Below are 24,378 nucleotides of genomic sequence, written 5' to 3'. Positions count from 1 at the left end.
CGGATACTATACCCGCAGTTGTTGAGACAAACATATTACTGCTCAACGAAATATCAAAACTCAACTTGGAGAAAGCACTTATGTGTACTCGTATTATCTATCAAACAGAAACTGGCAAATTCATTACCGCACGTGGCATGGACTGGAATGATCCAACTGCAAAAACCAGCATGATCGTATACCCACGCGGCCTAGCACAAACCGGTGGCAACATGGAAAATGCACTGACTTGGACATCTAAGTACGGCTCTGTTTTTGCGTCGTTCTACGGAAAAGCATCTTCAGACGGTCTAAATGAAGCGGGTTTGGTCGCAAACACTCTTTACCTTGCTGAGGCGGATTACGGTGACTATACGCTATCGAACAAACCTCGCATCTCTATTGGCGCATGGAACCAGTACTTCTTAGATAATTTCGCTACTGTTGCTGAAGCCGTTGCTGCAATGCAAGAGCCTCCTTTTGTGATTGTTGCACCGCTAATGCCTAACGGTCGTCCTGCTTCAGTTCACCTTTCACTCTCTGATAAAACGGGTGACAGCGCAGTATTTGAATATGTCGATGGTGAACTTAAAATCCACCACAGCAACGACTACCGTGTCATGACTAACTCACCAGTTTTTGACGAGCAAATCGCAATCAACAAATACTGGGAGCTTGTCGGTGGCGACAAAATGCTACCAGGCACAATCAATGCGGCAGACCGTTTTGTTCGCGCTAACTACCTACTAAAAAGCACGCCTAACTTCGCTGACGGTCAAGAAGCAACGGCTGCTGCCCTGTCTGTATTGCGCTCTGTAGGCGTACCTCTAGGCATGGCTGATACTGAACACCCAAATATCTCTGCAACGCTATGGCGCTCAATGTCAGACCATGACGCAAAACGCTTTTTCCTAGACTCAGCAAGCCAACCAGCGCTTATCTGGGTTGACCTAGACAACCTAAATCTAGAGCAAGGTGCGCCAATTATGGCAATTGAGCTAAATGGCCCAGAGTTCATCGCCGGTGATGTGACTGACAAGCTAGCTCAGACATCAATGATCACTTGGATGTAATCATCGACGCGACTTACCGCGCAGTTATCTCTTCCGAGAAGTAGATGGTTGCGTGGTAACCCTTTAGATGAAGAGATTCGAAAGGACGACAACCCAGACCTTCGAATCCTGTTTCTCACCTTTTTTCTACACATGATTGAGGCAAAAAATGAGCTCTGGTCAAGAAATTTTCAGTGAAGTAGTCACCGTACTTGGAACCGCCGCTTTTGCGCTGTCGGCCGTACTGGCCGCAAGTAAAAGACGAGTCGATATTTTCTCACTCATCATACTAGGACTTATCACTTCAATAGGCGGGGGAACCATGCGTGACCTCATGTTGGATGTCCCTGTCTTTTGGTCTCAAGACCTTAGCTATGTGTGGATCTCGATCAGCGCGAGCCTGTTGGGTTTCGTTTTCTTTGGCTTGCTGAAAAAGCGTTGGATAAATGAGTTCTATCTTCATATTGATGCCTTTGCTATCGCTCTGTTTGCCATTCAGGCCACCAACAAAGCCTGGGCGCTTGGGTTTGGACTCCCTATCGCTCCTGTGTTTATGGGCTTAATAACTGCGGTAGGTGGTGGCATTGTCAGAGATATGTTGATGCAAAGGCCTACTCTACTTTTTGAAAGCGAACTCTACGCGATTCCTATCGCACTAGGCTGTGCCATGCACTGCGTTGTTTTAAGTCTCGCTCCACAGTGGTCGGTACTTAGCTCGACACTCTGTATCTTGCTCATCATTGCCGGTCGTTCACTGTCCATCTACTTCAATATTGGAGTACCAAACTGGGCGCTGCTCGGTCAGCGATTTACTCTTGTTAAGAGCCAAGAAAACGAGAGTTAATACCCAAACGTCAGACACAAAAAAACCAGCTTACGCTGGTTTTCTTAGTATTCGATAGCTGCCGTGATTAGCGACGCGTCTTACTACGAGCGCCCTGCTCGCCTGAAGACTTCTTATTACGACGCTGTTGGTTGCTACGACCTTTTGGTGCATTTGCACGCTCTTCGTGGCGACGTACTGCGCGACGAATTTTCTGGCTGCGAGAACGCTCACGCTGACGAGAGGTGTTCTGGCTTTGGTCTAGCATGGTCTCTTTCTCTGGACGAAGTTCAACTAGCTCACGTAGGTAGTTTACTTCTTTTAGAGTTAGCTCCATCCAACCGCCACGAGGCAGTTTCTTGTCTAGGTAGATGTCGCCGTAGCGAACACGCTTAAGGCGGCTAACTGTGGTCTCTTGAGACTCCCACAGACGACGTACTTCACGGTTACGACCTTCGTTGATAACAACGTAGAAGGTGTGGTTCATACCTTCACCACCCGCGTAAACCACGTCTTCGAAGCGAGCCATACCATCGTCAAGCTCAACACCGTTTACCACGTTGCGAACTTTTTGCTCGTTCACTTCACCAAATACACGTACAAGGTATTCACGCTCAACTTGGCGGCTTGGGTGCATTAGGCGGTTAGCCAGTTCACCATCGGTCGTGAAAAGAAGTAGACCTGATGTGTTGGCGTCAAGACGACCAACAGAAATCCAGCGAGAACCGCGGATCTTCGGCAAGCGGTCGAATACGGTACGACGACCTTCAGGGTCGTGACGTGTACACAGCTCACCTTCCGGCTTGTAGTAGGCCAGAACTCGACAAACCACTTCTTCTTGTGCTTTGGCAGAAACAGTATGACCATCGATACGGATGACCGCATTTTCGTCTTCCAGACGTTCGCCCAGTCTTGCTACCTGACCATTCACACTCACGCGCCCAGATTTAATCAGGGTTTCAAGTTCACGACGAGAACCGTGGCCTGCGCGAGCAAGCACTTTTTGTAATTTTTCGCTCATTTACCTACCTATAATGTCGTCTTCACAGACGTCGAAACCAGATAATGCGACCTAAAAATCGCGGTCGCGTATTATCGCAAAGAAACCTGATTCACGCATCAAGTTTCTTCACTAATTTAGTAAGAAAACATTCAAAACTCTACTCGAATGGTTCTGGGTCGCCTGCACCAACACGTAGAACTTTTGCTTCGTCGTCACTAAAGTCAATCACTGTCGTAGGTTGCTCGCCTAAATAGCCACCATTTAGGATGCAATCTACCGCATGCTCTAGCTTGTCACGGATATCTTCAGGATCCGATTCTGTCACTTCGTTACCAGGCAAAATTAACGATGTTGACATCAATGGCTCACCAAGCGCCTCGAGCAAATCCAGGGCAATTTGATTGTTTGGAACACGAATACCAATCGTCTTACGCTTTGGATTCATCAAACGGCGCGGGACTTCCTTCGTGCCTTTGAAGATAAAGGTGTAAGGACCCGGTGTGTTGTTCTTTAACAGACGGAATGCCGTGTTATCAACACGTGCGTAAAGAGATAGCTCAGACAAGTCACGACACAGCAGAGTGAAGTTATGTTTGTCATCGAGGCGACGGATCTGGCAAATACGCTCTAACGCTTGTTTGTTTTCAAGCTGACAGCCAAGTGCATAACCAGAGTCGGTTGGGTAGATAATGACACCGCCGTTACGAATAATGGCAACCGCTTGAGTGATCAAGCGTGCCTGCGGGTTGTCTGGGTGTACATAAAAAAATTGGCTCATTGTTATTCCTTCAAACTTAAGGACGCTCTCGGTACGACCTTCCCTGTCGTTCGACTTCAAGAGCTGTCTCTTCAATACGATAATGAATCAAAAGAAAGTGAGGTGAAGATGCTTATGTCTATTTGGACAAACGCCAAGGCCAAAAGATATCGGCTTCGTTATTCTTTTTCACCATCTTCAGCACCACCCTCAATTGTAGTGGTCGTCAGCGAAGTTGCTGTCTTTAATGGTAGGCGGTCCCATACTGGCTCTACCCCTGATGGCAGCCATAGGTTTCTACCTAACTCCATCCAAGGGGAAGGATAGTGGAAATCTGACCCTTGTGAAGCTAATAGATTGTATTGTATCGCATAATCTGCGAGGTTGCGCCTTTCTTGTTGACTTTGTTGTGGCTGAGCCACTTCCATGGCATCGCCATTAGCTTCAACAAATGCCGTCAGTAGACGCTTTAGCCACTTAGCCGTTAACTGATAACGGCCCGGATGCGCCAGCACGGCTACCCCACCCGCTTGATGAATGGCATCCACCGCTTCTGACATAGTGCACCAGTTTGGTGGCACATAGCCGGTGTTATTGCGCGTCATAAACTTCTTGAACACCTGCTGCATGTTTTTCGCGTAGCCATTGTCCACCAGCCATTTCGCAAAATGAGCGCGAGTGATTGGGGCATCGCCCGCTATCGCCTTCACCTCTTCAAGCAAACCCTCACGGGTTGCTTTTTCCAGTCGATGCGCGATGAGTTCAGAGCGCTCTACTCTTCTGGCTTGCTGAGCACGGATCAGCGCATTTAATTCAGGGGAGTCAATGTCTACACCAAGCCCGACAATATGAATGTCTTTATTCTGCCAGACCGTCGAAATTTCGATGCCGTTCACCAACTCAATAGGCAGGGACTGCTCGTCAATTAGCTGATGCGCGGTAGGCAACGCGTCTAAGGTGTCATGGTCAGTAATCGCCAGAACTTTTACATCGAAGCTTATGGCTCTGTCTAAGAGATCAGCAACCGATAATCGGCCATCAGAGGCGGTAGTGTGACTGTGTAAATCTATCTTCATTTTTTCACATTTTCGGTTGACTTTTGCCGCACGAACTAGTTAACTAGTACGCAGATACAGATTTTGAGATTAGGCACGTATGTTACTCGATATTCATACATTCAAAAAACCTTTAAACCTTGGGGTTAATGCTCTAGTAGGTTGGTGGCGCACTTGGACACAATCCGAGTGGGCTTTTTTGCGTGCATAATCAAACCCGAATTTGATTAAAGCCCACTCAATCGAGTGGGCTTTTTTGTTTTTCGATTCATCTGACAAAGAATTCAATTTAAACGATTATTTTAGCAACAATTTGGGTACATTGAGCGTTGGGCAAACGTTTTAATTGTGCGACTATAGCTTAATGACCGCTAGGTGAACCAAGATTGTTGCAACAGCAGATTCAAGATTAAAAGGAGCTTTTGTGAATAAAGCCATTAGCATCAATAAACAGGGTCGATTGGAAGTCCTTTCTCTCCAAGTGCCATACGCGCAAGACCCAACCAGACTGTTTCACACCCTGTGTGAAAACAAAACCGATAGTCTGCTACTTGAGTCTGCTGAAATCGACTCAAAACAAGACCTACAGAGCCTACTTATCGTTGATTCTGCCGTTCGTATTGTGTGTGAAGGTCACAAGGTACGCTATGAAGCGCTGACCACAAACGGTGTCAATCTTCTTAACATCATTGCTCAAAACATTGCTGACGACATCAAACACACGCTAACAGACAATGAGCTCGTCGTTCAGTTTGAAATGCCAGATGACACGCTAGATGAAGACTCTCGACTTCGTGAAGCCTCCTCTTTTGATGCGCTTCGTCTCGTTCAACACAGCTTTGACCTGAGCGGTTTAGACAAGAACGCCATTTTCATGGGCGGCTTATTTGCTTACGACATCGTTGCGAACTTTGAGCCACTGGGCGATGCAAACCAAGCGAACCAGTGTCCAGACTTTGTATTCTATGTTGCTGAGAGCCTGCTGGTCGTCGACCACCAAAAAGAGTCTTGCGACCTACAAACGACCCTCTTTAACCACGACGATGCCGAACTTGCACGTATTCGCGGCCGAATCACAGAGATCAGCCAGCAATGCGAGAACCTAAAAATGGTGCCAGCGGCAACGAAAGTCGAAGGTATTCAAGAAGACGTCAGCATCTCAGATGAAGACTTTTGCCAAATCGTTCGCGACTTAAAAGAGTACGTGGTTCGTGGCGACATCTTCCAAGTTGTACCATCTCGCCGTTTCACACTGCCATGTCCTTCACCTCTTGCTGCCTACAAAGAGCTGAAGCAGAGCAACCCAAGCCCTTACATGTTCTATATGCAAGATGAGCTGTTTACTCTGTTTGGTGCCTCTCCAGAGAGTGCACTTAAGTACGGCAAAGACTCAAACCAAATTGAGATCTACCCTATCGCAGGTACTCGACGTCGTGGCAAGAATGCAGATGGCAGCATCAACAAAGACCTTGATAGCCGCATCGAGCTCGAGCTTCGTAGCGACATGAAAGAGAACGCGGAGCACATGATGCTGGTTGACCTAGCACGTAACGACGTGGCTCGCATTGCAGAGCCCGGCTCTCGCCATGTAGCCGACCTTCTAAAAACAGACCGCTACAGTCACGTGATGCACTTAGTGTCTCGTGTTGTCGGTCAGCTTCGTGTTGACCTAGATGCGCTGCACGGCTACCAAGCTTGTATGAATATGGGCACGCTCACCGGCGCTCCTAAAATTCGAGCAATGCAACTGATTCGTCAATTCGAGGGTCAAACTCGCGGCAGCTACGGCGGCGCTGTTGGCTACATGAACGGTGCTGGTGATTTGGATACCTGTATCGTAATCCGCTCAGCGTACGTTGAAGACGGTATTGCTCAAGTTCAAGCAGGTGCTGGTGTGGTCTTTGACTCTGACCCTCAATCCGAAGCGGATGAGACTCGTGGTAAGGCGCAAGCCGTTATTTCAGCAATCAAAACGGCGCACAAGGGGTAATCACGATGTCTAACACTACAAATTCAGTGAACAACGAACTCGCCAATATCGTATTTGTCGATAACTTTGACTCATTTACCTACAACCTAGTGGATCAGTTCCGAAGCCTAGGACACAGCGTTAAGATTTATCGCAACCATATTGCCGCAGACAAAATCGCTAAAGCAGTACTAGAGCTCGATAACCCTGTGGTTGTACTTTCACCGGGTCCCGGTGCGCCTTCAGAAGCGGGTTGTATGCCAGAGCTGATTAAGACATTGCGTGGCAAAGTACCCATGATCGGTATATGCCTTGGCCACCAAGCCATCGTAGAAGCATACGGTGGTGTGGTAGCAGGCGCTGGAGAAATCATTCACGGCAAAGTATCAATGATGGCGCACGATAACCACGCTATCTACGAAGGTTTACCTTCACCGCTAGCCATTGCTCGTTATCACTCTCTCGTGGCAACGAAAGTGCCTGACTCATTGGAAGTGACTGCGCAAGTTGATGGTCTAGTGATGTCAGTCGTGAACGAGCAAGATCGTATCTGTGGTTTTCAGTTCCACCCAGAGTCTATTATGACGACCTACGGTGCGACACTGCTTAGCAATGCCATCTCTTGGGCGACAGAAAAATCTAGCGAAACCAAATCGGCTTAAGAATTCAAACAACTAAGGAATCGTAATTATGGAAACCATTATCAACAAACTTTACGACCAACTGGATCTGACCCAAGAAGAGAGCCAGTCGTTGTTTGACACGATTATCAAAGGCGAGCTTGACCCAATCCTAATGTCAGCGGCTCTGACAGCACTGAAAATCAAAGGTGAAACACCAGACGAGATCGCGGGCGCAGCAAAAGCACTGCTTGCCAACGCGAACCCATTCCCTCGTCCTGATTATGACTTCGCCGACATCGTAGGCACAGGTGGCGACGGCGCCAACACCATCAACATCTCAACAACGGCTGCATTTGTGGCAGCAGCGTGTGGCCTGAAAGTCGCAAAACACGGTAACCGTGGTGTATCGAGTAAGTCTGGCTCTTCAGATCTACTTGATTCATTTGGCATCGACTTGGCTATGTCGGCGGAAGATACCCGCAGCGCAGTCGATGAAATTGGCGTAGCCTTCCTATTCGCACCTCAGTATCACGGTGGTGTGCGCCATGCGATGCCAGTGCGTCAAACGATGAAGACTCGCACCATCTTTAACATCTTAGGCCCTCTAATCAACCCAGCTCGCCCAAACATCGAATTGATGGGTGTTTATGATGCAAAACTGGTTCGTCCTATTGCAGAAACCATGCTACAAATGGGTATGAAGCGCGCGGCTGTGGTTCACGGTAGTGGTTTGGATGAGGTAGCTATTCATGGTGAAACTCTGGTAGCAGAAATCCAAGACGGCAAGATCACCGAATACACCCTAACACCAGCAGACTTCGGTTTAGAGTCTTACCCGCTAGAGGCGATCAAAGGTGGTGAGCCGGAAGAAAACCGCGCCATCATTACCAACATGCTAACGGGCAAAGGATCGGACGCGCAATTAGGCGCTGTAGCGGTAAACGTTGCTCTGCTAATGAAACTATTTGGTCATGAAGACCTCAAAGCTAACGCAGCACAAGCCATCGAGGCAATGAACTCCGGTAAAGCATACGAGCTCGTCCAAAAGCTGGCAGCACACGGCAAGTAACTCGGCGAATCAACAGGAAAAGACAATGGAAACAGTATTAGCAAAAATCGTCGATGATAAGAAGATTTGGGTTGAGGAGCGTAAGCAAACTCAACCACTAGAGAGCTTCAAAGCGGATCTCGTTCCATCCGATCGCAGCTTCTATGGTGCGCTCTCGACAGGTAAGACCGCGTTCATTTTAGAGTGTAAAAAAGCATCACCATCAAAAGGTCTTATCCGTGATGATTTTGACCTCGATTACATTGCCTCGGTTTACAACAATCACGCTAGCGCGATTTCTGTACTGACCGATGAAAAGTACTTCCAAGGAAACTTCGACTTCCTACCTCAAGTGCGCGGCCAAGTTAAGCAGCCAGTACTGTGTAAAGACTTCATGATTGATACCTATCAAGTGTATCTAGCTCGTCATTACAATGCAGATGCTATCTTGCTGATGCTATCAGTGCTTAATGATGAAGAATACCGTGAGCTCGCGGAAGTTGCAGAGTCTCTTGAGCTAGGCATTTTGACCGAAGTGAGCAACGAAGAAGAACTTGAGCGCGCGATTGCGCTTGGCGCAAAGGTAGTCGGGATCAACAACCGCAACCTTCGCGACCTATCGGTTAACCTAGATCGCACCAAGGAGTTGGCACCGAAACTGCCGGAAGGCACCATCATCATTTCGGAGTCTGGTATCTACAACCACCAGCAGGTTCGTGACCTTTGTGCCTATGCAAATGGCTTCCTGATCGGTAGCTCGCTCATGGCAGAAGACAACCTTGAGCTTGCGGTTCGTAAAGTTCTGCTGGGTGAGAACAAGGTCTGTGGTTTAACTCATGCTGACGACGCGGCGAAAGCTTATCAAGCGGGCGCAGTAAAAGGCGGACTGATCTTTGTTGAAAAATCGCCTCGCTTTGTTGATGCCGAATCGGCTCGCATGGTGATGAGCGGCGCACCTCTTGAGTTTGTGGGTGTGTTCCAAAACCACAACCCAGAGTTTGTGGCTAACACGGCTAACGAGTTAAAACTGTCAGCCGTACAGCTTCATGGTGACGAAGACCAAGCCTACATCGATACGCTGACCCCACTTCTGAATGATGACGTAAAAATCTGGAAAGCGCACGGCGTGACCGATGCCATTCCTGACCTCACTGCAATTAAAGCAGACCGTCACCTATTGGATGCCAAGGTTGGCGAGCAATCTGGCGGCACGGGTCAAAGCTTTGACTGGCAACTGTTAAACAACACAAGCGATGTGATGTTGGCAGGCGGCTTGTCTCCAGACAACATCAAGCAAGCCAGTACACTTGGCTGCATCGGACTAGACTTAAACTCAGGCGTTGAGTCAGCACCGGGTAAGAAAGACGCTGACAAGTTAAACCAAGCGTTCGCGCTAATCCGAGACTACTAACCGTCCAGATTAACGACACCCAATGAGTTAAGGTCATACACTAAGAATTATTAAAACTTGCTCGACAACGAATCATCGTTTGTAAAGGCTCGAGCAAGTGGATTATTGAGGAATTAACCATGTCTAAATTAGATGCCTACTTTGGTGAATACGGTGGACAGTTCGTACCACAGATCCTAGTGCCTGCACTGGATCAACTAGAGCAAGCCTTCATCGACGCTCAAGACGACGCTGAGTTCCGCTCAGAGTTCATGGAGCTATTGCAAGAATACGCTGGCCGCCCAACCGCGCTAACGCTGACTCGCAACCTAACAAAAGGCACCAAAACTAAGCTGTACCTAAAGCGTGAAGACCTCCTTCACGGCGGTGCGCACAAAACTAACCAAGTACTTGGTCAAGCACTGCTTGCTAAGCGCATGGGTAAAAAAGAGATCATCGCCGAAACTGGCGCTGGTCAGCACGGCGTAGCAACCGCTCTTGCGTGTGCTCTACTTGACCTTAAGTGTCGCGTTTACATGGGTGCGAAAGACGTTGAACGTCAAAGCCCTAACGTATTCCGTATGCGTCTGATGGGTGCAGAAGTGATTCCTGTACACTCTGGCTCTTCAACATTGAAAGATGCATGTAACGAAGCGCTACGTGACTGGTCAGCAAGCTACGAAGACGCGCACTACCTACTGGGTACTGCGGCAGGTCCTCACCCATTCCCAACTATCGTGCGTGAGTTCCAACGCATGATTGGCGAAGAAACCAAAAACCAAATACTGGCTCGTGAAGGCAAGCTTCCAGATGCCGTCATCGCTTGTGTAGGCGGTGGTTCTAACGCTATCGGTATGTTCGCAGACTTCATCGAAGAAGAATCAGTACGTCTAATTGGTGTGGAGCCAGCAGGTCTTGGTATTGATACTGATCAGCACGGTGCACCGCTAAAACACGGCACAACAGGTATTTTCTTTGGTATGAAAGCGCCATTGATGCAAGACCCTAACGGTCAGATTGAAGAGTCTTACTCTGTTTCGGCTGGTCTAGACTTCCCATCTGTGGGTCCTCAGCACGCACACCTTAACGCGATTGGTCGTGCAGAATACGGCGCAATTACCGATGACGAAGCACTCGATGCATTCCAAGAGCTAGCGAAGCATGAAGGTATTATCCCTGCGCTAGAGTCTTCTCACGCCCTAGCTTACGCGCTTAAAATGGCACGTGAAAACCCAGAAAAAGAGCAGCTTCTTGTCGTGAACCTATCAGGTCGCGGTGACAAAGATATCTTTACTGTACACGACATTCTAAAAGAAAAAGGAGTAATGTAATGAGCCTGAATCAAGATCGTTATAAAGAGATGTTCGCTCGTTTGGGCGAGAAGAATCAGGGCGCATTCGTTCCTTTCGTCACTATGGGTGATCCAAGCCCAGAGCTGTCGCTACAGATCATGGAAACCTTGATTGAGTCTGGTGCAGACGCACTAGAGCTAGGTATGCCGTTTTCAGATCCTCAAGCGGACGGTCCAACAATCCAAGGCGCTAATATCCGTGCGCTGGACGCAAAAACGACCCCTGCTATCTGCTTCGATATGCTCGCGAAGATTCGTGAAAAGTACCCAGAGACGCCTATTGGCCTGCTTATGTACGCTAACCTCGTTTACTCAAAGGGTGTCGATGCGTTTTATAAGCAATGTGCAGATGTCGGTGTGGATTCGGTGCTTATCGCAGACGTTCCAACCAACGAAAGCAAAGAATTCGTAGAAGCAGCACACAAGCACGGTGTACACCCAATCTTCATCGCTCCGCCAACAGCAAGTGAAGAGACCATCGAGCAAGTTGCAAAACTTGGCGGCGGTTACACTTACCTGCTTTCTCGCGCGGGTGTAACGGGTACTGAAACCAAGGCAAACATGCCGATGAACACACAGCTAGAAAAGTTGAACAAGTTCGATGCACCGCCTTCACTGCTTGGCTTTGGTATTTCTGAACCAGAGCAAGTGAAACAAGCTCTAGACGCTGGCGCTGCAGGCGCGATCTCAGGCTCAGCGGTTGTGAAAATCATCGAAAAAAATGTCGATGCACCAGAGACTATGCTGAACGAACTGTCTCAGTTTGTTAAATCTATGAAGGCAGCGACACAGCGTTAATCACTGCTTTACCATCCAAAAAGGTTGCACTTATCGTGCAACCTTTTTTTTACATCTCAATATTCCCCACACCCTAAATATCGATAACCCTGCCCAAAAATCGACCAATAACAATTCACCCGACCAATAGCAAACGTTTGCTTTCGAGTATTTGTTCACCATTCATTCGGTTTTTTCGCAGTTTTTTACATGATTTCGATTTCTGTTGTTGCGCCAAGTGCTAAATAAGTGTAAAAATTGCCACCGAAGATTAGTCTGTTATTTTCCGTTCAAGTAAACGACTATTCTAGGATTTGATAAATAAATAGCACAGGAGTTAAGGAAGTGTTAAAAGAAAAGTTGATGCTAAATAACATTGGCGTCCAAGTTGTGATTGCAATGATCCTCGGTACCCTTATTGGTGCCATGATGGGTGAATCTGCTTCTATGTTTGCTCCACTAGGTACCATCTTCATCAATCTTATCAAGATGTTGGTGATTCCTTTGGTTGCCGTTGCACTGATTTCTGGTGCTGCAGGTCTTGGCAACAGCAGTAACGCCGGTAAAGTTGGCGCGACAACACTCGCCTACTTCGGTCTGACTTCAGCACTTGCGGTTGCACTTGCTCTAGTTATGGGTGAAGTCTTCCAACCAGGCGTAAACATCGATACTGCGGGTATCGAAGGCATGTTCTCATCTGAATACGCTTCAAAAGGTGAACTACCCTCTTTCTGGGCGACCCTAACCGGTATGATCCCAACTAACGTTTTCCAGTCCCTAAATGAAGCAAACATTCTACAGATCCTTGTGTTCTGTCTGTTCTTCGGTATCGGTCTATCTAAGCTTGAGTCTACTCGTCGTGACCCACTACTAAACGGTGTAAACGCGATCGTTGACGTCATGGTATGGATGATCAACAAGGTGATGATCATCGCACCTATCGGTGTATTTGGCCTTATGGCTGAGGCTGTGGGTACATTCGGCTTTGGCGCACTGATGGTCGTGTTCAAGCTGTTCGTTGTCTACATCGCCGCAATCCTTATCTTCGGTTTCGTAGCTTACCCACTGATGATTCAACTGTTCACTAAGACCTCTGCGAAGAAGTTCATCAGTGCGATGAAAAAGCCTCAAGCAGTTGCACTATCAACCGCTTCATCAATGGCAACACTACCAGTGACAATGGACACGGTAGAGAAAGAGCTAGGCGTTAAAAACTCAACGGCATCATTCGTTCTGCCTCTGGGTGCGACGATCAACATGTCTGGTAACGCGATCTACTACGGCCTAGTTGCTATCTTCTTTGCACAGCTATTCAACATCGACCTTTCAATGGGTGCTTACATTGCTATCATCGTGACGTCTACCCTAGGCGCAGTTGGTCAAGCAGGTGTTCCTGGTCCTTCGTTCCTTGTTGTTGCAGTACTACTGGCGGCAGGTATTCCAATCGAAGGTCTACCACTACTGTTCGCTCTTGACCGTATCTTCGACATGATTCGTACAGCACTAAACATCACGGGTGATGCGGCTTGTGCAGTTATCGTTGACGCACTAGTTGAAGAAGAAGCAGCAGAAGAGCAAGCTGAGCTTCAAAAACAACAAGCATAATCTAACGCTTTCAATAGCAAAGGGCTGACACCTATAGGTGCAGCCCTTTTTTGTTGGCAATTGCTTTTCGAAGATAGTCGCTAGTTCAGTGACAGTGTGACACCCGAGTATTCGCGATAGCCTCGCAACATTACATGATAGGTCGTATTCGCTTCAGCGTTGATTGAGCACGTTTCAGAGTTACCGTTGCGATATGGTCGACAATCGTAGCTTGAAGTTGTCGGTTTACTGCCTTTCTTTACGTAGAGGTCGGCATCTCCTGCTCCACCTTCGATAGCAACCGTGACAGTTGCACTACTCTCTAGTTTGAAGGTGTAGTAGTCGGTACTGTTATATGCACCGCTAAGACCCGTAATTGATTGTCCAAGCTTAAGCTCATTGTCTGGCGTTGGCGTTGTTACCCCACAACTCGCATCCACGCCCACTTCAGCAAAGGCTTTTACAACATCGTCGCGTTTAAACGACAAGTCATCCGCAGCTTTTGCCACACCGCAACCACCTTGATCAAAGGTACTGTTCGCGCCCCAATACATTTGGTTAGCCAGAGTAAACACCTGAAAGCCAGATTTGATATCCCAGTTGTATTTGGTGCTCATCAAATAGAAAGCTCGATTGAAGACACCACTCGAATAGTGAACATTAATGCCATCATAGTATTGTGAAGCATCATCAATGCTCTTACCGTCCTTCGAAGGTTGGTCAAAGTAACGAAGACCACCATCGCCTTTGAAGATATCCGCACCCACTATCCAGTCGACGCTGCCACGCATGTAATATTCTGCCGCTTCACCCGCAATGTCCGAGTAAGCTTCATTCATACCGCCTGACATGTCTTTGTAAACCAAGCCTGAGTTCTGCTCGGTGAAGCCATGACTGACTTCATGGGCACTCACGTTAATATCCACCAATGGGTAGAAACGATTCTGGCCATCTCCGAAGGTCATCGATGAGCCATTCCAGAACGCATTCTCGTAGTTACTTCCGTAGTGAACGCGCATAGTCAGTTGAAAGGTCAAGGGGGCTGTTTGCATCCAGTCTTGGAACATATCAAACACCACATTACCGAAGTACTGAGCATCGTTTATTGGCGAGTAGGCACCATTAACTGTCTTGTAATCGTTGTAGTTGGTTGAATCGTTACAGGTATAGCTAAACGCCGTCGAGCCCGAGGTTGCGCCGTTAAGGTTGACCGTTTTTACGTTCTCATTCGACATCGTACAGGTGTTACCCGACTTACTCATTAAAATAGACGGGAAGTCCTGTCCGAAGTAATACGCGCCAGTTTTACTGTTTCCACCGGGTCCCGTTGCATGAGCGTGATTTATGCCATCCCAAGAGTCCAAGATCGCCCCAGACTCTGCATCGACAAACATAAACGGTCGCTCTGGCGACTCACCTGCCACAAAAAAATCGACCAGATACACCATACGTGCAACTTGGTCCTCTCCGACTCTCACCATGAGTTTCGAATGGCGATTTTCAATATCCGGTTTATCGCTGGTCACTGCGCTATGCAGTGTAAAGTGATGACGCTCTGCAAGCTCTAACGCTTCATCGCTTGAAATGTTTGATTTGACCACGGGTATATCACTTGCCAATCCTTGAGCCATCACACCGTATACTTCAGAGATACCCTGCTCTCCTTTGGTCGATGTAATTGTTGCATCATAGACCGGCACCCCCTGATAGAGCTGCTGATATTTCACCTTAGTCTTACCATTTGGCAGGGTGACACGTTTGATCTCTGTGTAAGCATCGGCTTGAGGGACGATACTAAACTGCGCGTCGATAAGCGCTAGTGCCTTAGTCGCATCGGTCATTTCAACAAGCTCTGCTGCATTTACCGACATAGCCATAGCTATACTCGTCACTCCAATAAGCCACCTAGTTTGACGTGTTACATTGTTCATTCTGAAGTCCTTGAATATTATTGATATGATTAATACTTATAATTCAATCAGTTAATCAAAGTCCGATTGAAGTAAAAACATATGCAACATATCTGTAACAAACAAGAATAGAGCAAAAACTCGGTTATTAACATTTCGTAAACATTTACAGGCGCTATTCTATCAATAGCTGCTGCATTCTGGTGCAATTGACGTGCTAGATAATAGTAATAATGAAAACTGTGTTACTGCTTCCAGCCTCCTATTACCGTTTTATGCTGCGAGGACTTTTCGATACACTACAGCGATATTCTATAAAAAGGCTTAGCTCAACCAATGAAGCAACTACTCGACTTTATCCCCCTGATTATTTTCTTCGTCTTGTACAAAATGCAGGATATTTACGTGGCGACAGGGGCGCTTATCGTAGCCACTGCCGTTCAAATAGGTGTGACCTACCTTCTATACAAGAAGGTAGAAAAAATGCAGCTCATTACGTTTGCTATGGTGGCAGTATTCGGCGGCATGACCATCTTCTTCCATGATGACAACTTCATTAAGTGGAAAGTGACCATTGTTTATGCGCTGTTCGCCATCGCACTCGCAGTGACTCATGCAATGGGGCGTGGCTTGATCAAAGGTATGTTAGGCAAAGAGCTAACCTTACCGGATAGTGTCTGGGCAAAAGTGAATTACGCATGGGTCGGCTTCTTCTCATTTTGCGCTGGTCTGAATATTTACGTCGCGTACTCATTGCCACTTGATGTGTGGGTCAACTTCAAAGTGTTTGGGCTGCTCATCGCGACTCTACTTTTTACTGTCTTTACTGGCATTTACATCTATAAGCACATGCCAAAAGAGCAAGCCGACGAAGACTCCAAAAATGAGAACCAAGATCATACGTCTTGATCAGCGCCGGATCTTTTGTATACTCCGCGAACGACTAAGAATCAGCGACCTACGGGTCGCTGTGCTGTTTCTGGAAGATTATAATCATGACAAATACAACATCGAACACTCCCAAAGGTCAACTAATCATTCGAACGTTGGCGATGCCGGAAAACACCAATGCCAATGGTGATATTTTCGGTGGTTGGATCATGTCTCAGCTCGACCTTGCTGGCGGTATCCTAGCGAAAGAGATTTCCCATGGACGTATCGTTACCGTTTCTGTTTCAGGCATCACCTTTAAGCACCCAGTCAAAGTGGGTGACGTAGTGTGCTGCTACGGCGAATGTACTCGCATCGGTAACACATCAATGTCCATCAATCTGGATGTTTGGGTGAAACCAGTCAGCGTAGAAGGTGTTGGTGAGCGCTATCAGGTCTGTGAAGCTACCTTCAATTACGTTGCGATCGATGCAGATGGGCGTCCACGTCCAATTAATCCAAATTAAGCGACACCTAACGATGACTTTTCATCGAAAAAATGACATCTTATAGAACGAATTAAGTTACTGAACTATTTGAAGGATACAAATATGTGGTACGTTATTTTTTCTCAAGATGTCGAGAACTCGCTAGAAAAGCGTCTGAGTGTACGCCCACAGCACCTAGAAAGACTTCAAGCACTACGAGATGAAGGTCGTCTTCTGACCGCAGGTCCAATGCCAGCTATTGATAGTGAGAACCCAGGTGAAGCGGGTTTCACTGGCTCAACCGTAATCGCAGAGTTTGAATCGCTTGCAGCGGCTCAAGCTTGGGCTGATGCTGATCCATACATTGAAGCTGGCGTTTACGAAAATGTCATCGTCAAACCATTCAAGAAAGTACTTTAATAGCGATAAATAGCACAATGAAAAATAAACTAAGTTGGCTAGCAATTGCCGCACTCACGGTGCTGGCGGGTTGTTCGAGCACAGGTGAAGACGAGCGCCGTAAACTCGAACTTTTAGCGCAAAGTCGCGCTAGTGTGATTTCTTCTGGTTTGCCTATTGAGCAAGGCCCGCTGTCAATCATGAAAGCATCAGCAAGCAAAGGCGTGGTTGAAATTATGATGCTCTACAATACTGATGCTAAAGGCGCTTTGTCATTAGATCAGCTTCTTCGCAACAGTATGAACTATTACTGTACAGACCGCGAAGTGAAAGCGAATCTCGATTTAGGGCTCGCTTACCGCATCATGATCCGCAACACACGTGGTCAGTTGATGATAGATCAAATGGTGACTCAACAGTACTGTAGTCAGCCGCTTCCTAACTAAAAGCCATAAGTAGACAAAAGAGGCTTGCATCTGCAAGCCTCTTTTTCCTCTCTAACTCTTCAAACCTGCTCAACTACAGTAAGCGTTCACGTAAATTTTTTGCCGCTTGCACTAGGTTAGTCAACGACGCCTCCGTTTCTTCCCAGTTACGGGTTTTAAGACCACAATCTGGATTCACCCATAGTCTTTCTACTGGAATGCGCTTTGCCGCTTTCTCAATAAGCTGCTCTATCCACTCCACTTTAGGAATGTTTGGTGAGTGGATGTCATACACACCAGGACCAATCTCATTTGGATAGTTAAACTCTTCAAACGCGTTCAGTAGCTCCATGTTTGAACGCGAGGTTTCGATGGTAATCACATCCGCATCCAGCTCAGCGACCGATTCAATAATCTCGTTGAACTCGCTGTAACACATATGAGTGTGGATCTGTGTTTCTGGTCGTGCACTCGCTGCCGATACTTTAAACGCGTTCACTGCCCAATCGAGGTACTCTTTGTGATCTCGTTGTTTTAGAGGCAGACCCTCACGAATCGCTGGCTCATCAATCTGGATGATATTGATGTTTGCGTTTTGCAGTGCATCTACTTCATCTTGCAGCGCGAGTGCCAACTGGTTCGCAATCGTCTCTCGGGTGACATCTTCTCGAGGGAAGGTCCAGCAAAGAATCGTCACGGGGCCTGTCAGCATCCCCTTCATTGGCTTATCAGTCAGAGATTGTGCATACGTCGACCAATCAACGGTAATCGGCTTATCTCGCTCAATATCTGCGACAACAATCGCTGGTTTCACGCAGCGTGAACCATAACTTTGTACCCAACCAAACTCCGTAGTTTGAAAGCCAGATAAGTTTTCAGCAAAGTACTCCACCATGTCGTTGCGCTCCGCTTCACCATGAACCAGCACATCAAGGCCGGTGGCTTCTTGGCGCTCAACAGTATCCTTGATAAAGCCTTTCATTAATGACTCATATTCAGCGACACCGATCTCACCACGCTTGAACGCCGCACGGCTCTTACGCACTTCAGCAGTTTGAGGGAACGAGCCAATAGTCGTCGTTGGCAGCTTAGGAAGTTTTAGCACCTCTTGTTGGTGATGAGCACGCTCAATGTAAGGGGCGCTGCGGTCGCCGCTCGTCGCAGTAAGTGCAGCCACTCGGTTTTGTACTTGCGGCTTGTTTACCCACGTAGAGCGAGCGCGGTCTAGAATTGGCTGACTATATTGGGCGCAGTATTCTATCGCTTCACGGTCACCATCTAGAGCTTTTGCTAGCCACGACACTTCCGATACTTTTTGCTTCGCAAACGAGAACCAGTTTTTCGTGCCTTCTGGAAGCTTAGTTTCATGCTCAACATTCACCGGGCTGTGAAGTAGTGAACAAGACGAAGCAACCCATAGCCTTTCACCCAACTGCTCCTTAATTGGCTTAAGTGTTTGCAGTGCGCTGTGCAGATTAGCACGCCATACATTACGACCATTAATGATACCCGCAGACAACACCCACTCACTTGGTAGCTGTTCCACGACGGAATCTAGCTGTGCTGGCGCTGCAGCGATATCGATATGAAGACCATCAACGTCGAGCTCAATAATCTTATCCAGTGAATCGACGACAGAATCAAAGTAGGTTGCCAGTAGTACTTTCACGTCACTTCGAATCACTTGATAAGCGAGTTTGAAGCTATCTAACCAGACTTTATCCAACTCCAATGCCAAGATAGGCTCATCAACCTGTACCCACTCGATACCCAGTTTTTCAAACTTAGCAAAAATTGCTTGGTAGGCAGTAAGCAGTCTTGGAAGCAGTGACAAACGGTCGAACCCCTCTTCCACCTCTTTGCCCAGATACAAGTAGCTCAGTGGACCTAGTAGAACTGGTTTTACTTTATGCCCTTGCTGCTGAGCCTCGTTAATTTCATCAAATAGCTGTGTCCAGCTCACTTTAAACTGATCATCAGATGAGAACTCAGGAACGATGTAGTGGTAGTTGGTGTTGAACCACTTCGTCATGTCCGACGCTGCTTCACCTGCACAGCCACAATTTGATTGGGACTGACCACGACCGATTCGGAACAGGGTATCTAGGTCCGGGAAACCCTTATTGTGGCGTTTAGGCACGTGACCGAGTAACAAACTCGTACCTAATACATGGTCATACCAAGCAAAGTCCCCTGCTGTTACAAAGTCGAGGCCATCTTGCTGTTGGCGTGCCCAGTTCTCGTTACGGATTGTCGCCGCGACTTCCTTTAAGCCGTTTTGGTCCAGCTCACCGCGCCAGTATTTCTCTAGGGCGAACTTAAGCTCACGTTTTTCACCAATGCGTGGGTAACCAAGAATGTGCGTTGCTGTCATAGTATTGTCCTTTTTTATTCGTTAGCAGTCTGGATGGCTAAAGCATCTCTCAATGGAACAACATGAACAATCGCAATTCATTCACCATAAATATGAAGAATTCTCATGGAAGAAGAATTCTTACTTGGACGTCTAGACGTTTACATATCTTTAAAAGCGCGGTAAGTTAATGAAAAGGGATTAAGGATGAGGGAATTTCATGATTGAGTTAAAGCACTTAAAAACACTCGCGTCGCTGCGGGACACGGGTTCATTAACAGCAACGGCGACTTCATTACACTTGACGCAATCAGCGCTGTCTCACCAATTAAAAGATCTTGAAGCTCGTATCGGCTCCCAACTTTTTATTCGCAAAACTCGTCCAGTGAAGTTTACTTCTGAGGGTGAGATCCTTCTTAACTTAGCCAATGAGGTTCTGCCTAGAATCGCTCAAGCAGAAGGCGACCTTGCGGGGTTAAAAGAGGATGTGAATGGCAGACTTCATATGGCGATAGACTGTCACTCCTGTTTTCAATGGCTCATGCCTGCCCTTAAGGAATACCAACTCGCATGGCCGCATGTCGAACTCGACTTTTCTTCTGGTTTTGGGTTTGAACCACTTCCGGCGTTAGTCGGAGGTGAGTTAGATCTCGTGATCACCTCAGACATCCAACCTCGCTCTGAAGTCCACTATGAGCCACTGTTTGATTTCGAGATGCGCTTGGTTACTTCCCTATCCCATCCATTAGCTGAAAAAGAATACATAGAGCCAGAAGACTTAGCGGACCAAACCCTACTTACCTACCCAGTGCAAAAGCAGCGCTTAGATGTGGTCAAACACTTTCTTACGCCAGCGGGAATTGAACCCAATAAATGGAAGCAAGCGGACAATACATTGATGCTGGTTCAGATGGTCTCCGCGGGTTTAGGGGTTGCAGCGCTGCCGAATTGGGCGGTGAATGAGTTTTCACGTCAGGGATTAATTACTAGTCGGCCGTTGGGTGATGGTTTGTGGCGACGCTTGTTCGCCGCGGTTCGCAATGGTGAAAAAGATAAGCACTATTTACAAGCGTTTTTTGGGACTGCGCGAGCACAGTGTCAGCAGCATTTGGAAGGGATTAAAGTGGCTTAGGCGGCGCGATAGCGAGCCTATCGCTCCTCCCCTTGTTAGCGGGGCGCGTAGCTGGGAGGGGTGAAATGCGGAGGCTGAATCTAGCTTCAGGCACTAACTGTTAGTCCGCTCTACCCCCTCTAGCTCCCCCTATATTAGGGGGAGAACACAAGGCTAGCTCCTATCGTCGCATCGCCTATTAATATGCTGCGCGATAGCGAGCACTGGCTCCCCCTTGTAAGCGGGGCGCGTAGCCGGGAGGCTGGGAGGGGTGGAAACGCGGAGCTTGAACCTAGCTTCAATCGCTAACTGTTAGTCCGCTTTACCCCCTCTAACTCCCCCTTATCAAGGGGGAGAACACAAGGCTAGCTCCTATCGTCGCATCGCCTTTTAATATGCTGCGCGATAGCAAGCGCTGGCTCCTCCCCTTACTAAGGGGAAGCTGGGAGGGGTGAAACGCGGAGGCTGAATCTAGCTTCAGACGCTAACTGTTAGTCCGCTTTACCCCCTCTAGCTCCCCCTATATTAGGGGGAGAACACAAGGCTAGCTCCTATCGTCGCATCGCCTTTTAATATGCTGCGCGATAGCGAGCACTGGCTCCTCCCCTTACTAAGGGGAGGCTGGGAGGGGTGAAACGCGGAGGCTGAATCTAGCTTCAGACGCTAACTGTTAGTCCGCTTTACCCCCTCTAACTCCCCCTTATCAAGGGGGAGAACACAAGGCTAGTTCCCACCTTCGCATCACCCAAACTACGGACTCACAACCCCAAAACAAACCAACACCTCTGGCTCTTCCGGACTATTCTTGTAAACCACTTCTTTCGTACTCTCTACCTCAAACTCTGGCCAGTGACTCGTAAAGTGCGAGAACGCATTCTCACTACACCCAGCACCTTCGGCACCGAGCAAAAATGCACCTTCCGCCTCGATTTGCTCCGCAGAGATATTGCGGTTGTAGATATTCGGCAGCGTCGCGTTATCCCAAGGGTTGGTTACCATAGGGTGAGGCGCGATATAGAAGGTCAGCCATTCCGCCAAACCAGAACCCCCAACCAATTTCAACGGTTTATCAGAATGCTCATACCAATACTGCTCAGCTTCATGGCTTAGTGTCTTAAAGCCCGAGAAATACTGACCCGCATTTCGCACATTAAACACCATCACCGAGCTATAACCGAAGATCATCAAAAGCCCCATAAAGAACAGAACCTTGAAAGCGCGAGACAGCGAGCCAATCACCTCTTTCTTTAAAAAAGCCACCAGCACGGCTGGCGCTGGCATAAAGAACGGGTGAAGCCATTCCACGAGTCGACCACCGGCATGGAACGAAAACCACGCCATAATCACTACAAGGGGTGCAAACAAAACAAAAGTCGTTAGCCACACCTTCTCTGGCACTTGTTTCGTAAAGCGCAAACCACGTTTGCCCAATAGCCCAGCCAAAAGAATCAGCGGATAGAATACCGAAAGCAATGCCAGCCAACTTCCCGGGCTAAGCTGAGCAGCAACTTGGCTCCCTACCCACTTCACCGAAGAAAAGTTGTTTGCAAACATCCAAAAGAAATTTGGAGTGACCAAAGCAAGGAACGCGACAATACCAATATAGAAGTTACGGTCACGCCAAAAACGACGAACACTCGGTACAGTCAGGCTTAAGATAAATACCATGGCTACGGGTGCAAACGTCGAGTACTTCGCCATGGCAGATAAGCCTGCTAATACCCCAAAAGCGATCCACCACCTTGAGTCGTCATACACCGCTTTGACAAACAGCAGCAAGATCCAAGACCAAGAGCCAAACAACAAAAAGTTGTCGTTGTAAGGAATCGCATCAAAGTTGATAACACCAGACAAGTTAAGCGTCAGCATACCAAGCCAGGCAAACGCGACGGAATCTGTTAGCTTGTAAGCAAGGCGATAGCAACCAAGCATGCCCGCTGCGACAACGACAAAGTGTCCAACATACCAATGCGCAGAAGAAAACTCGGGCGAAGGTGACAACAAAAGGATGCGCGCCACAACGCCAACCAACCAAGGGTTCTTTGGACTACCCAACTCACCATTGCTTGCCCAGTTTAATGCCTCGATGGCATCGTAAGGCACAGCAGGATCGAGATTATAGGACACCAACGACCACGCGATTGCGTAGACGAAACACCAGATGGCTGCCGCTCGATGTGAGCGTGCAACATCATTGGTTGACGTTGGATGTTGATCAAAGTGAAGAATGGTAGACAGCATAGACTCCCTTGGACTCGGTCAATTTCAGGGGTTTGGCGGCAAACTCTACTGAGGTTAAGCGGCGCAGAAAAGTCCGCTACGTCAATTCTCTGTAAAATCCCATATAATTCATAAGCTTGAATTATTAGTGCCGATATAGAAAGAAATAGTCTATATATTTAATCCGTCAAGGGGTGTAATGCTTTGTATCGAAAGTGGGGAGTTTGAAGGAGTTCGAGGGAGATGTGCCCCTCGAACTAGACAATCACTTATCGTTTTAGATAGTGCTTGTATGAATAAGTATTCGGTTTGAAGTAGAGTTTGGTGTACTCAAATATACTGCCGTCTTTCAGCTTACCCGTCGAGAGCAATCGAATGATCGGAACATCGGAAGGTATTTCAAATACCTCGCATAAATGGCTATCTGGCATCACGGCTTCAAAATCTTGTAGCGCGCCATCGATCTGTAGGCCGAGATCTTTTTCAAGATACTGATACTTAGAACCTTGTAGCGACATGATGTTCATTTGTGGGAACATCGCAACCGGCATATAGGAGTCTTCATAGATAGATGGCACACCATTAATCAGCTTAAAGCGGCGAATGAAATAGACCTTCTCATCCATACCAATCTTTAGCGCAGCAGCCACATCTTCATCAGGATCTGCCAGGGTAAACTCGACCACCTTGTACTCTAGCGTCGACCCTGCATCACTCATATATTCACTGGTACTGCGTAGGTTCGACATAGAACCTGTCATGGTTTTGCCGATAATTGTCGAGCCTGCGCCCTGACGTTTTTCGACCAAGCCGAGCTTAACCAATTCTTCGATGGCTTTTCGCACCGTGATGCGACTAACGGAATACGCATCGATAAGGTCTCGCTCGGTAGGAAGCGTGTCACCAATGGCAAACTCTTCCGAATCAATGCGGGACTTAAGGTCCTGCATTACCTTTTTATATAACATTTTCTCACCTCGTAGCTGCCAAGCTATCACCACCATAAATACAAATCAATAACCAATTAAGCCATATCCGTCACAACCTCCTCACCACAGACTATAAACATCCTATATAGGTATCTTTTTATGCCTCAAGTCACATATCTGGTGCTTTATTTGTACTCAATCACACTTTATTCATTATATATTTGTCATGTTTATTTTTCAGGCGTAACGTTAATGGTGTCGA

Annotated in this window: 22 protein-coding genes and 1 other annotated feature; of the genes, 15 read left to right on the top strand and 7 right to left on the bottom strand. The window is 47.5% G+C overall.

The window, feature by feature from the left end; all coding sequences use genetic code 11:
- The first annotated feature begins 80 nt into the window (after positions 1–80).
- Positions 81–1,052, top strand: coding sequence for a linear amide C-N hydrolase (locus J4N45_RS13500; RefSeq protein WP_252011848.1), 972 nt, complete (start codon positions 81–83; stop codon positions 1,050–1,052).
- 148 nt (positions 1,053–1,200) lie between these two features.
- Complete coding sequence (locus tag J4N45_RS13495; RefSeq protein ID WP_252011845.1) at positions 1,201–1,875, top strand: trimeric intracellular cation channel family protein; 675 nt, start codon at positions 1,201–1,203, stop codon at positions 1,873–1,875.
- Positions 1,876–1,942: 67 nt separating this feature from the next.
- On the opposite strand, the gene rluB is transcribed toward J4N45_RS13495, so the two are convergent.
- The 3 genes from rluB to rnm form a co-directional block, all read right to left on the bottom strand.
- Complete coding sequence (rluB, locus tag J4N45_RS13490) at positions 1,943–2,875, bottom strand: 23S rRNA pseudouridine(2605) synthase RluB (protein WP_252011843.1); 933 nt, start codon at positions 2,873–2,875, stop codon at positions 1,943–1,945.
- Positions 2,876–3,014: 139 nt separating this feature from the next.
- Complete coding sequence (locus J4N45_RS13485; RefSeq protein WP_252011840.1) at positions 3,015–3,635, bottom strand: L-threonylcarbamoyladenylate synthase; 621 nt, start codon at positions 3,633–3,635, stop codon at positions 3,015–3,017.
- Between the two features lie 158 nt (positions 3,636–3,793).
- Positions 3,794–4,690: an RNase RNM gene (rnm, locus tag J4N45_RS13480; protein WP_252011838.1), complete on the bottom strand. Its 897-nt coding sequence runs from the start codon at positions 4,688–4,690 to the stop codon at positions 3,794–3,796.
- A gap of 79 nt (positions 4,691–4,769) precedes the next feature.
- Here rnm and trpL2 point away from each other — a divergent pair, with 79 nt between their 5' ends.
- From trpL2 to J4N45_RS13445, 8 genes are all read left to right on the top strand, one after another.
- Positions 4,770–4,880, top strand: coding sequence for a tryptophan operon leader peptide (gene trpL2 / locus J4N45_RS27350; RefSeq protein ID WP_503055324.1), 111 nt, complete (start codon positions 4,770–4,772; stop codon positions 4,878–4,880).
- Positions 4,827–4,929 (top strand) — a sequence feature (Trp leader region). It overlaps the preceding gene by 54 nt.
- A 164-nt stretch (positions 4,930–5,093) precedes the next feature.
- Entirely contained in the window at positions 5,094–6,659 is a 1,566-nt protein-coding gene (locus tag J4N45_RS13475; protein WP_252011836.1) for an anthranilate synthase component 1, read from the top strand.
- Between the two features lie 5 nt (positions 6,660–6,664).
- Positions 6,665–7,300 (top strand): aminodeoxychorismate/anthranilate synthase component II, encoded by a 636-nt coding sequence (locus J4N45_RS13470; RefSeq protein ID WP_252011834.1) that lies wholly within the window; start codon positions 6,665–6,667, stop codon positions 7,298–7,300.
- 28 nt (positions 7,301–7,328) lie between these two features.
- Entirely contained in the window at positions 7,329–8,330 is a 1,002-nt protein-coding gene (gene trpD / locus J4N45_RS13465; protein ID WP_234495637.1) for an anthranilate phosphoribosyltransferase, read from the top strand.
- A gap of 25 nt (positions 8,331–8,355) precedes the next feature.
- On the top strand, positions 8,356–9,720 hold the full coding sequence (gene trpCF, locus J4N45_RS13460; RefSeq protein WP_252011832.1) for a bifunctional indole-3-glycerol-phosphate synthase TrpC/phosphoribosylanthranilate isomerase TrpF: 1,365 nt from the start codon (positions 8,356–8,358) through the stop codon (positions 9,718–9,720).
- A gap of 119 nt (positions 9,721–9,839) precedes the next feature.
- Positions 9,840–11,030, top strand: coding sequence for a tryptophan synthase subunit beta (trpB, locus tag J4N45_RS13455; protein ID WP_252011830.1), 1,191 nt, complete (start codon positions 9,840–9,842; stop codon positions 11,028–11,030).
- Positions 11,030–11,848, top strand: a complete 819-nt coding sequence (gene trpA / locus J4N45_RS13450) for a tryptophan synthase subunit alpha (RefSeq protein WP_252011828.1) — start codon at positions 11,030–11,032, stop codon at positions 11,846–11,848. Before trpB ends, trpA begins: the two co-directional genes overlap by 1 nt.
- A gap of 342 nt (positions 11,849–12,190) precedes the next feature.
- On the top strand, positions 12,191–13,432 hold the full coding sequence (locus J4N45_RS13445; protein WP_252011826.1) for a dicarboxylate/amino acid:cation symporter: 1,242 nt from the start codon (positions 12,191–12,193) through the stop codon (positions 13,430–13,432).
- Between the two features lie 80 nt (positions 13,433–13,512).
- Here the strand turns inward: J4N45_RS13445 and J4N45_RS13440 are convergent, their stop codons facing one another.
- Positions 13,513–15,342 (bottom strand): M4 family metallopeptidase, encoded by a 1,830-nt coding sequence (locus J4N45_RS13440; RefSeq protein WP_252011823.1) that lies wholly within the window; start codon positions 15,340–15,342, stop codon positions 13,513–13,515.
- Between the two features lie 315 nt (positions 15,343–15,657).
- Here J4N45_RS13440 and J4N45_RS13435 point away from each other — a divergent pair, with 315 nt between their 5' ends.
- The 4 genes from J4N45_RS13435 (at position 15,658) to J4N45_RS13420 (ending at position 17,524) form a co-directional block, all read left to right on the top strand.
- On the top strand, positions 15,658–16,230 hold the full coding sequence (locus J4N45_RS13435; protein ID WP_252011820.1) for a septation protein A: 573 nt from the start codon (positions 15,658–15,660) through the stop codon (positions 16,228–16,230).
- An 86-nt stretch (positions 16,231–16,316) separates the two neighbouring features.
- On the top strand, positions 16,317–16,718 hold the full coding sequence (yciA, locus tag J4N45_RS13430; protein ID WP_252011819.1) for an acyl-CoA thioester hydrolase YciA: 402 nt from the start codon (positions 16,317–16,319) through the stop codon (positions 16,716–16,718).
- Between the two features lie 84 nt (positions 16,719–16,802).
- A complete protein-coding gene (locus J4N45_RS13425) occupies positions 16,803–17,099 on the top strand; it encodes a YciI family protein (RefSeq protein WP_234495630.1) in 297 nt (98 codons plus the stop codon).
- A gap of 17 nt (positions 17,100–17,116) precedes the next feature.
- On the top strand, positions 17,117–17,524 hold the full coding sequence (locus J4N45_RS13420; RefSeq protein WP_252011817.1) for a GspS/AspS pilotin family protein: 408 nt from the start codon (positions 17,117–17,119) through the stop codon (positions 17,522–17,524).
- Between the two features lie 73 nt (positions 17,525–17,597).
- Here the strand turns inward: J4N45_RS13420 and metE are convergent, their stop codons facing one another.
- Positions 17,598–19,877: a 5-methyltetrahydropteroyltriglutamate--homocysteine S-methyltransferase gene (metE, locus tag J4N45_RS13415; protein ID WP_252011816.1), complete on the bottom strand. Its 2,280-nt coding sequence runs from the start codon at positions 19,875–19,877 to the stop codon at positions 17,598–17,600.
- Between the two features lie 199 nt (positions 19,878–20,076).
- Here metE and metR point away from each other — a divergent pair, with 199 nt between their 5' ends.
- Entirely contained in the window at positions 20,077–20,988 is a 912-nt protein-coding gene (metR, locus tag J4N45_RS13410) for an HTH-type transcriptional regulator MetR (RefSeq protein WP_252011815.1), read from the top strand.
- Between the two features lie 729 nt (positions 20,989–21,717).
- Here metR and J4N45_RS13405 read toward each other — a convergent pair.
- Both J4N45_RS13405 and J4N45_RS13400 read right to left on the bottom strand, forming a co-directional pair.
- Entirely contained in the window at positions 21,718–23,208 is a 1,491-nt protein-coding gene (locus J4N45_RS13405) for an ArnT family glycosyltransferase (protein WP_252011814.1), read from the bottom strand.
- A gap of 248 nt (positions 23,209–23,456) precedes the next feature.
- The gene (locus tag J4N45_RS13400; protein WP_234495624.1) at positions 23,457–24,155 is read right to left on the bottom strand and encodes a GntR family transcriptional regulator; all 699 of its coding nucleotides are present in this window, start codon (positions 24,153–24,155) and stop codon (positions 23,457–23,459) included.
- Between the last annotated feature and the right edge of the window lie 223 nt (positions 24,156–24,378).

The organism is Vibrio sp. SCSIO 43140 (genome assembly GCF_023716585.1).
GTDB classification, from domain to species: Bacteria; Pseudomonadota; Gammaproteobacteria; order Enterobacterales; family Vibrionaceae; genus Vibrio; species Vibrio maritimus_B.
Note: the sequence above shows the minus strand (reverse complement) of the source record. Positions and strands in the feature narration are given on the sequence as shown.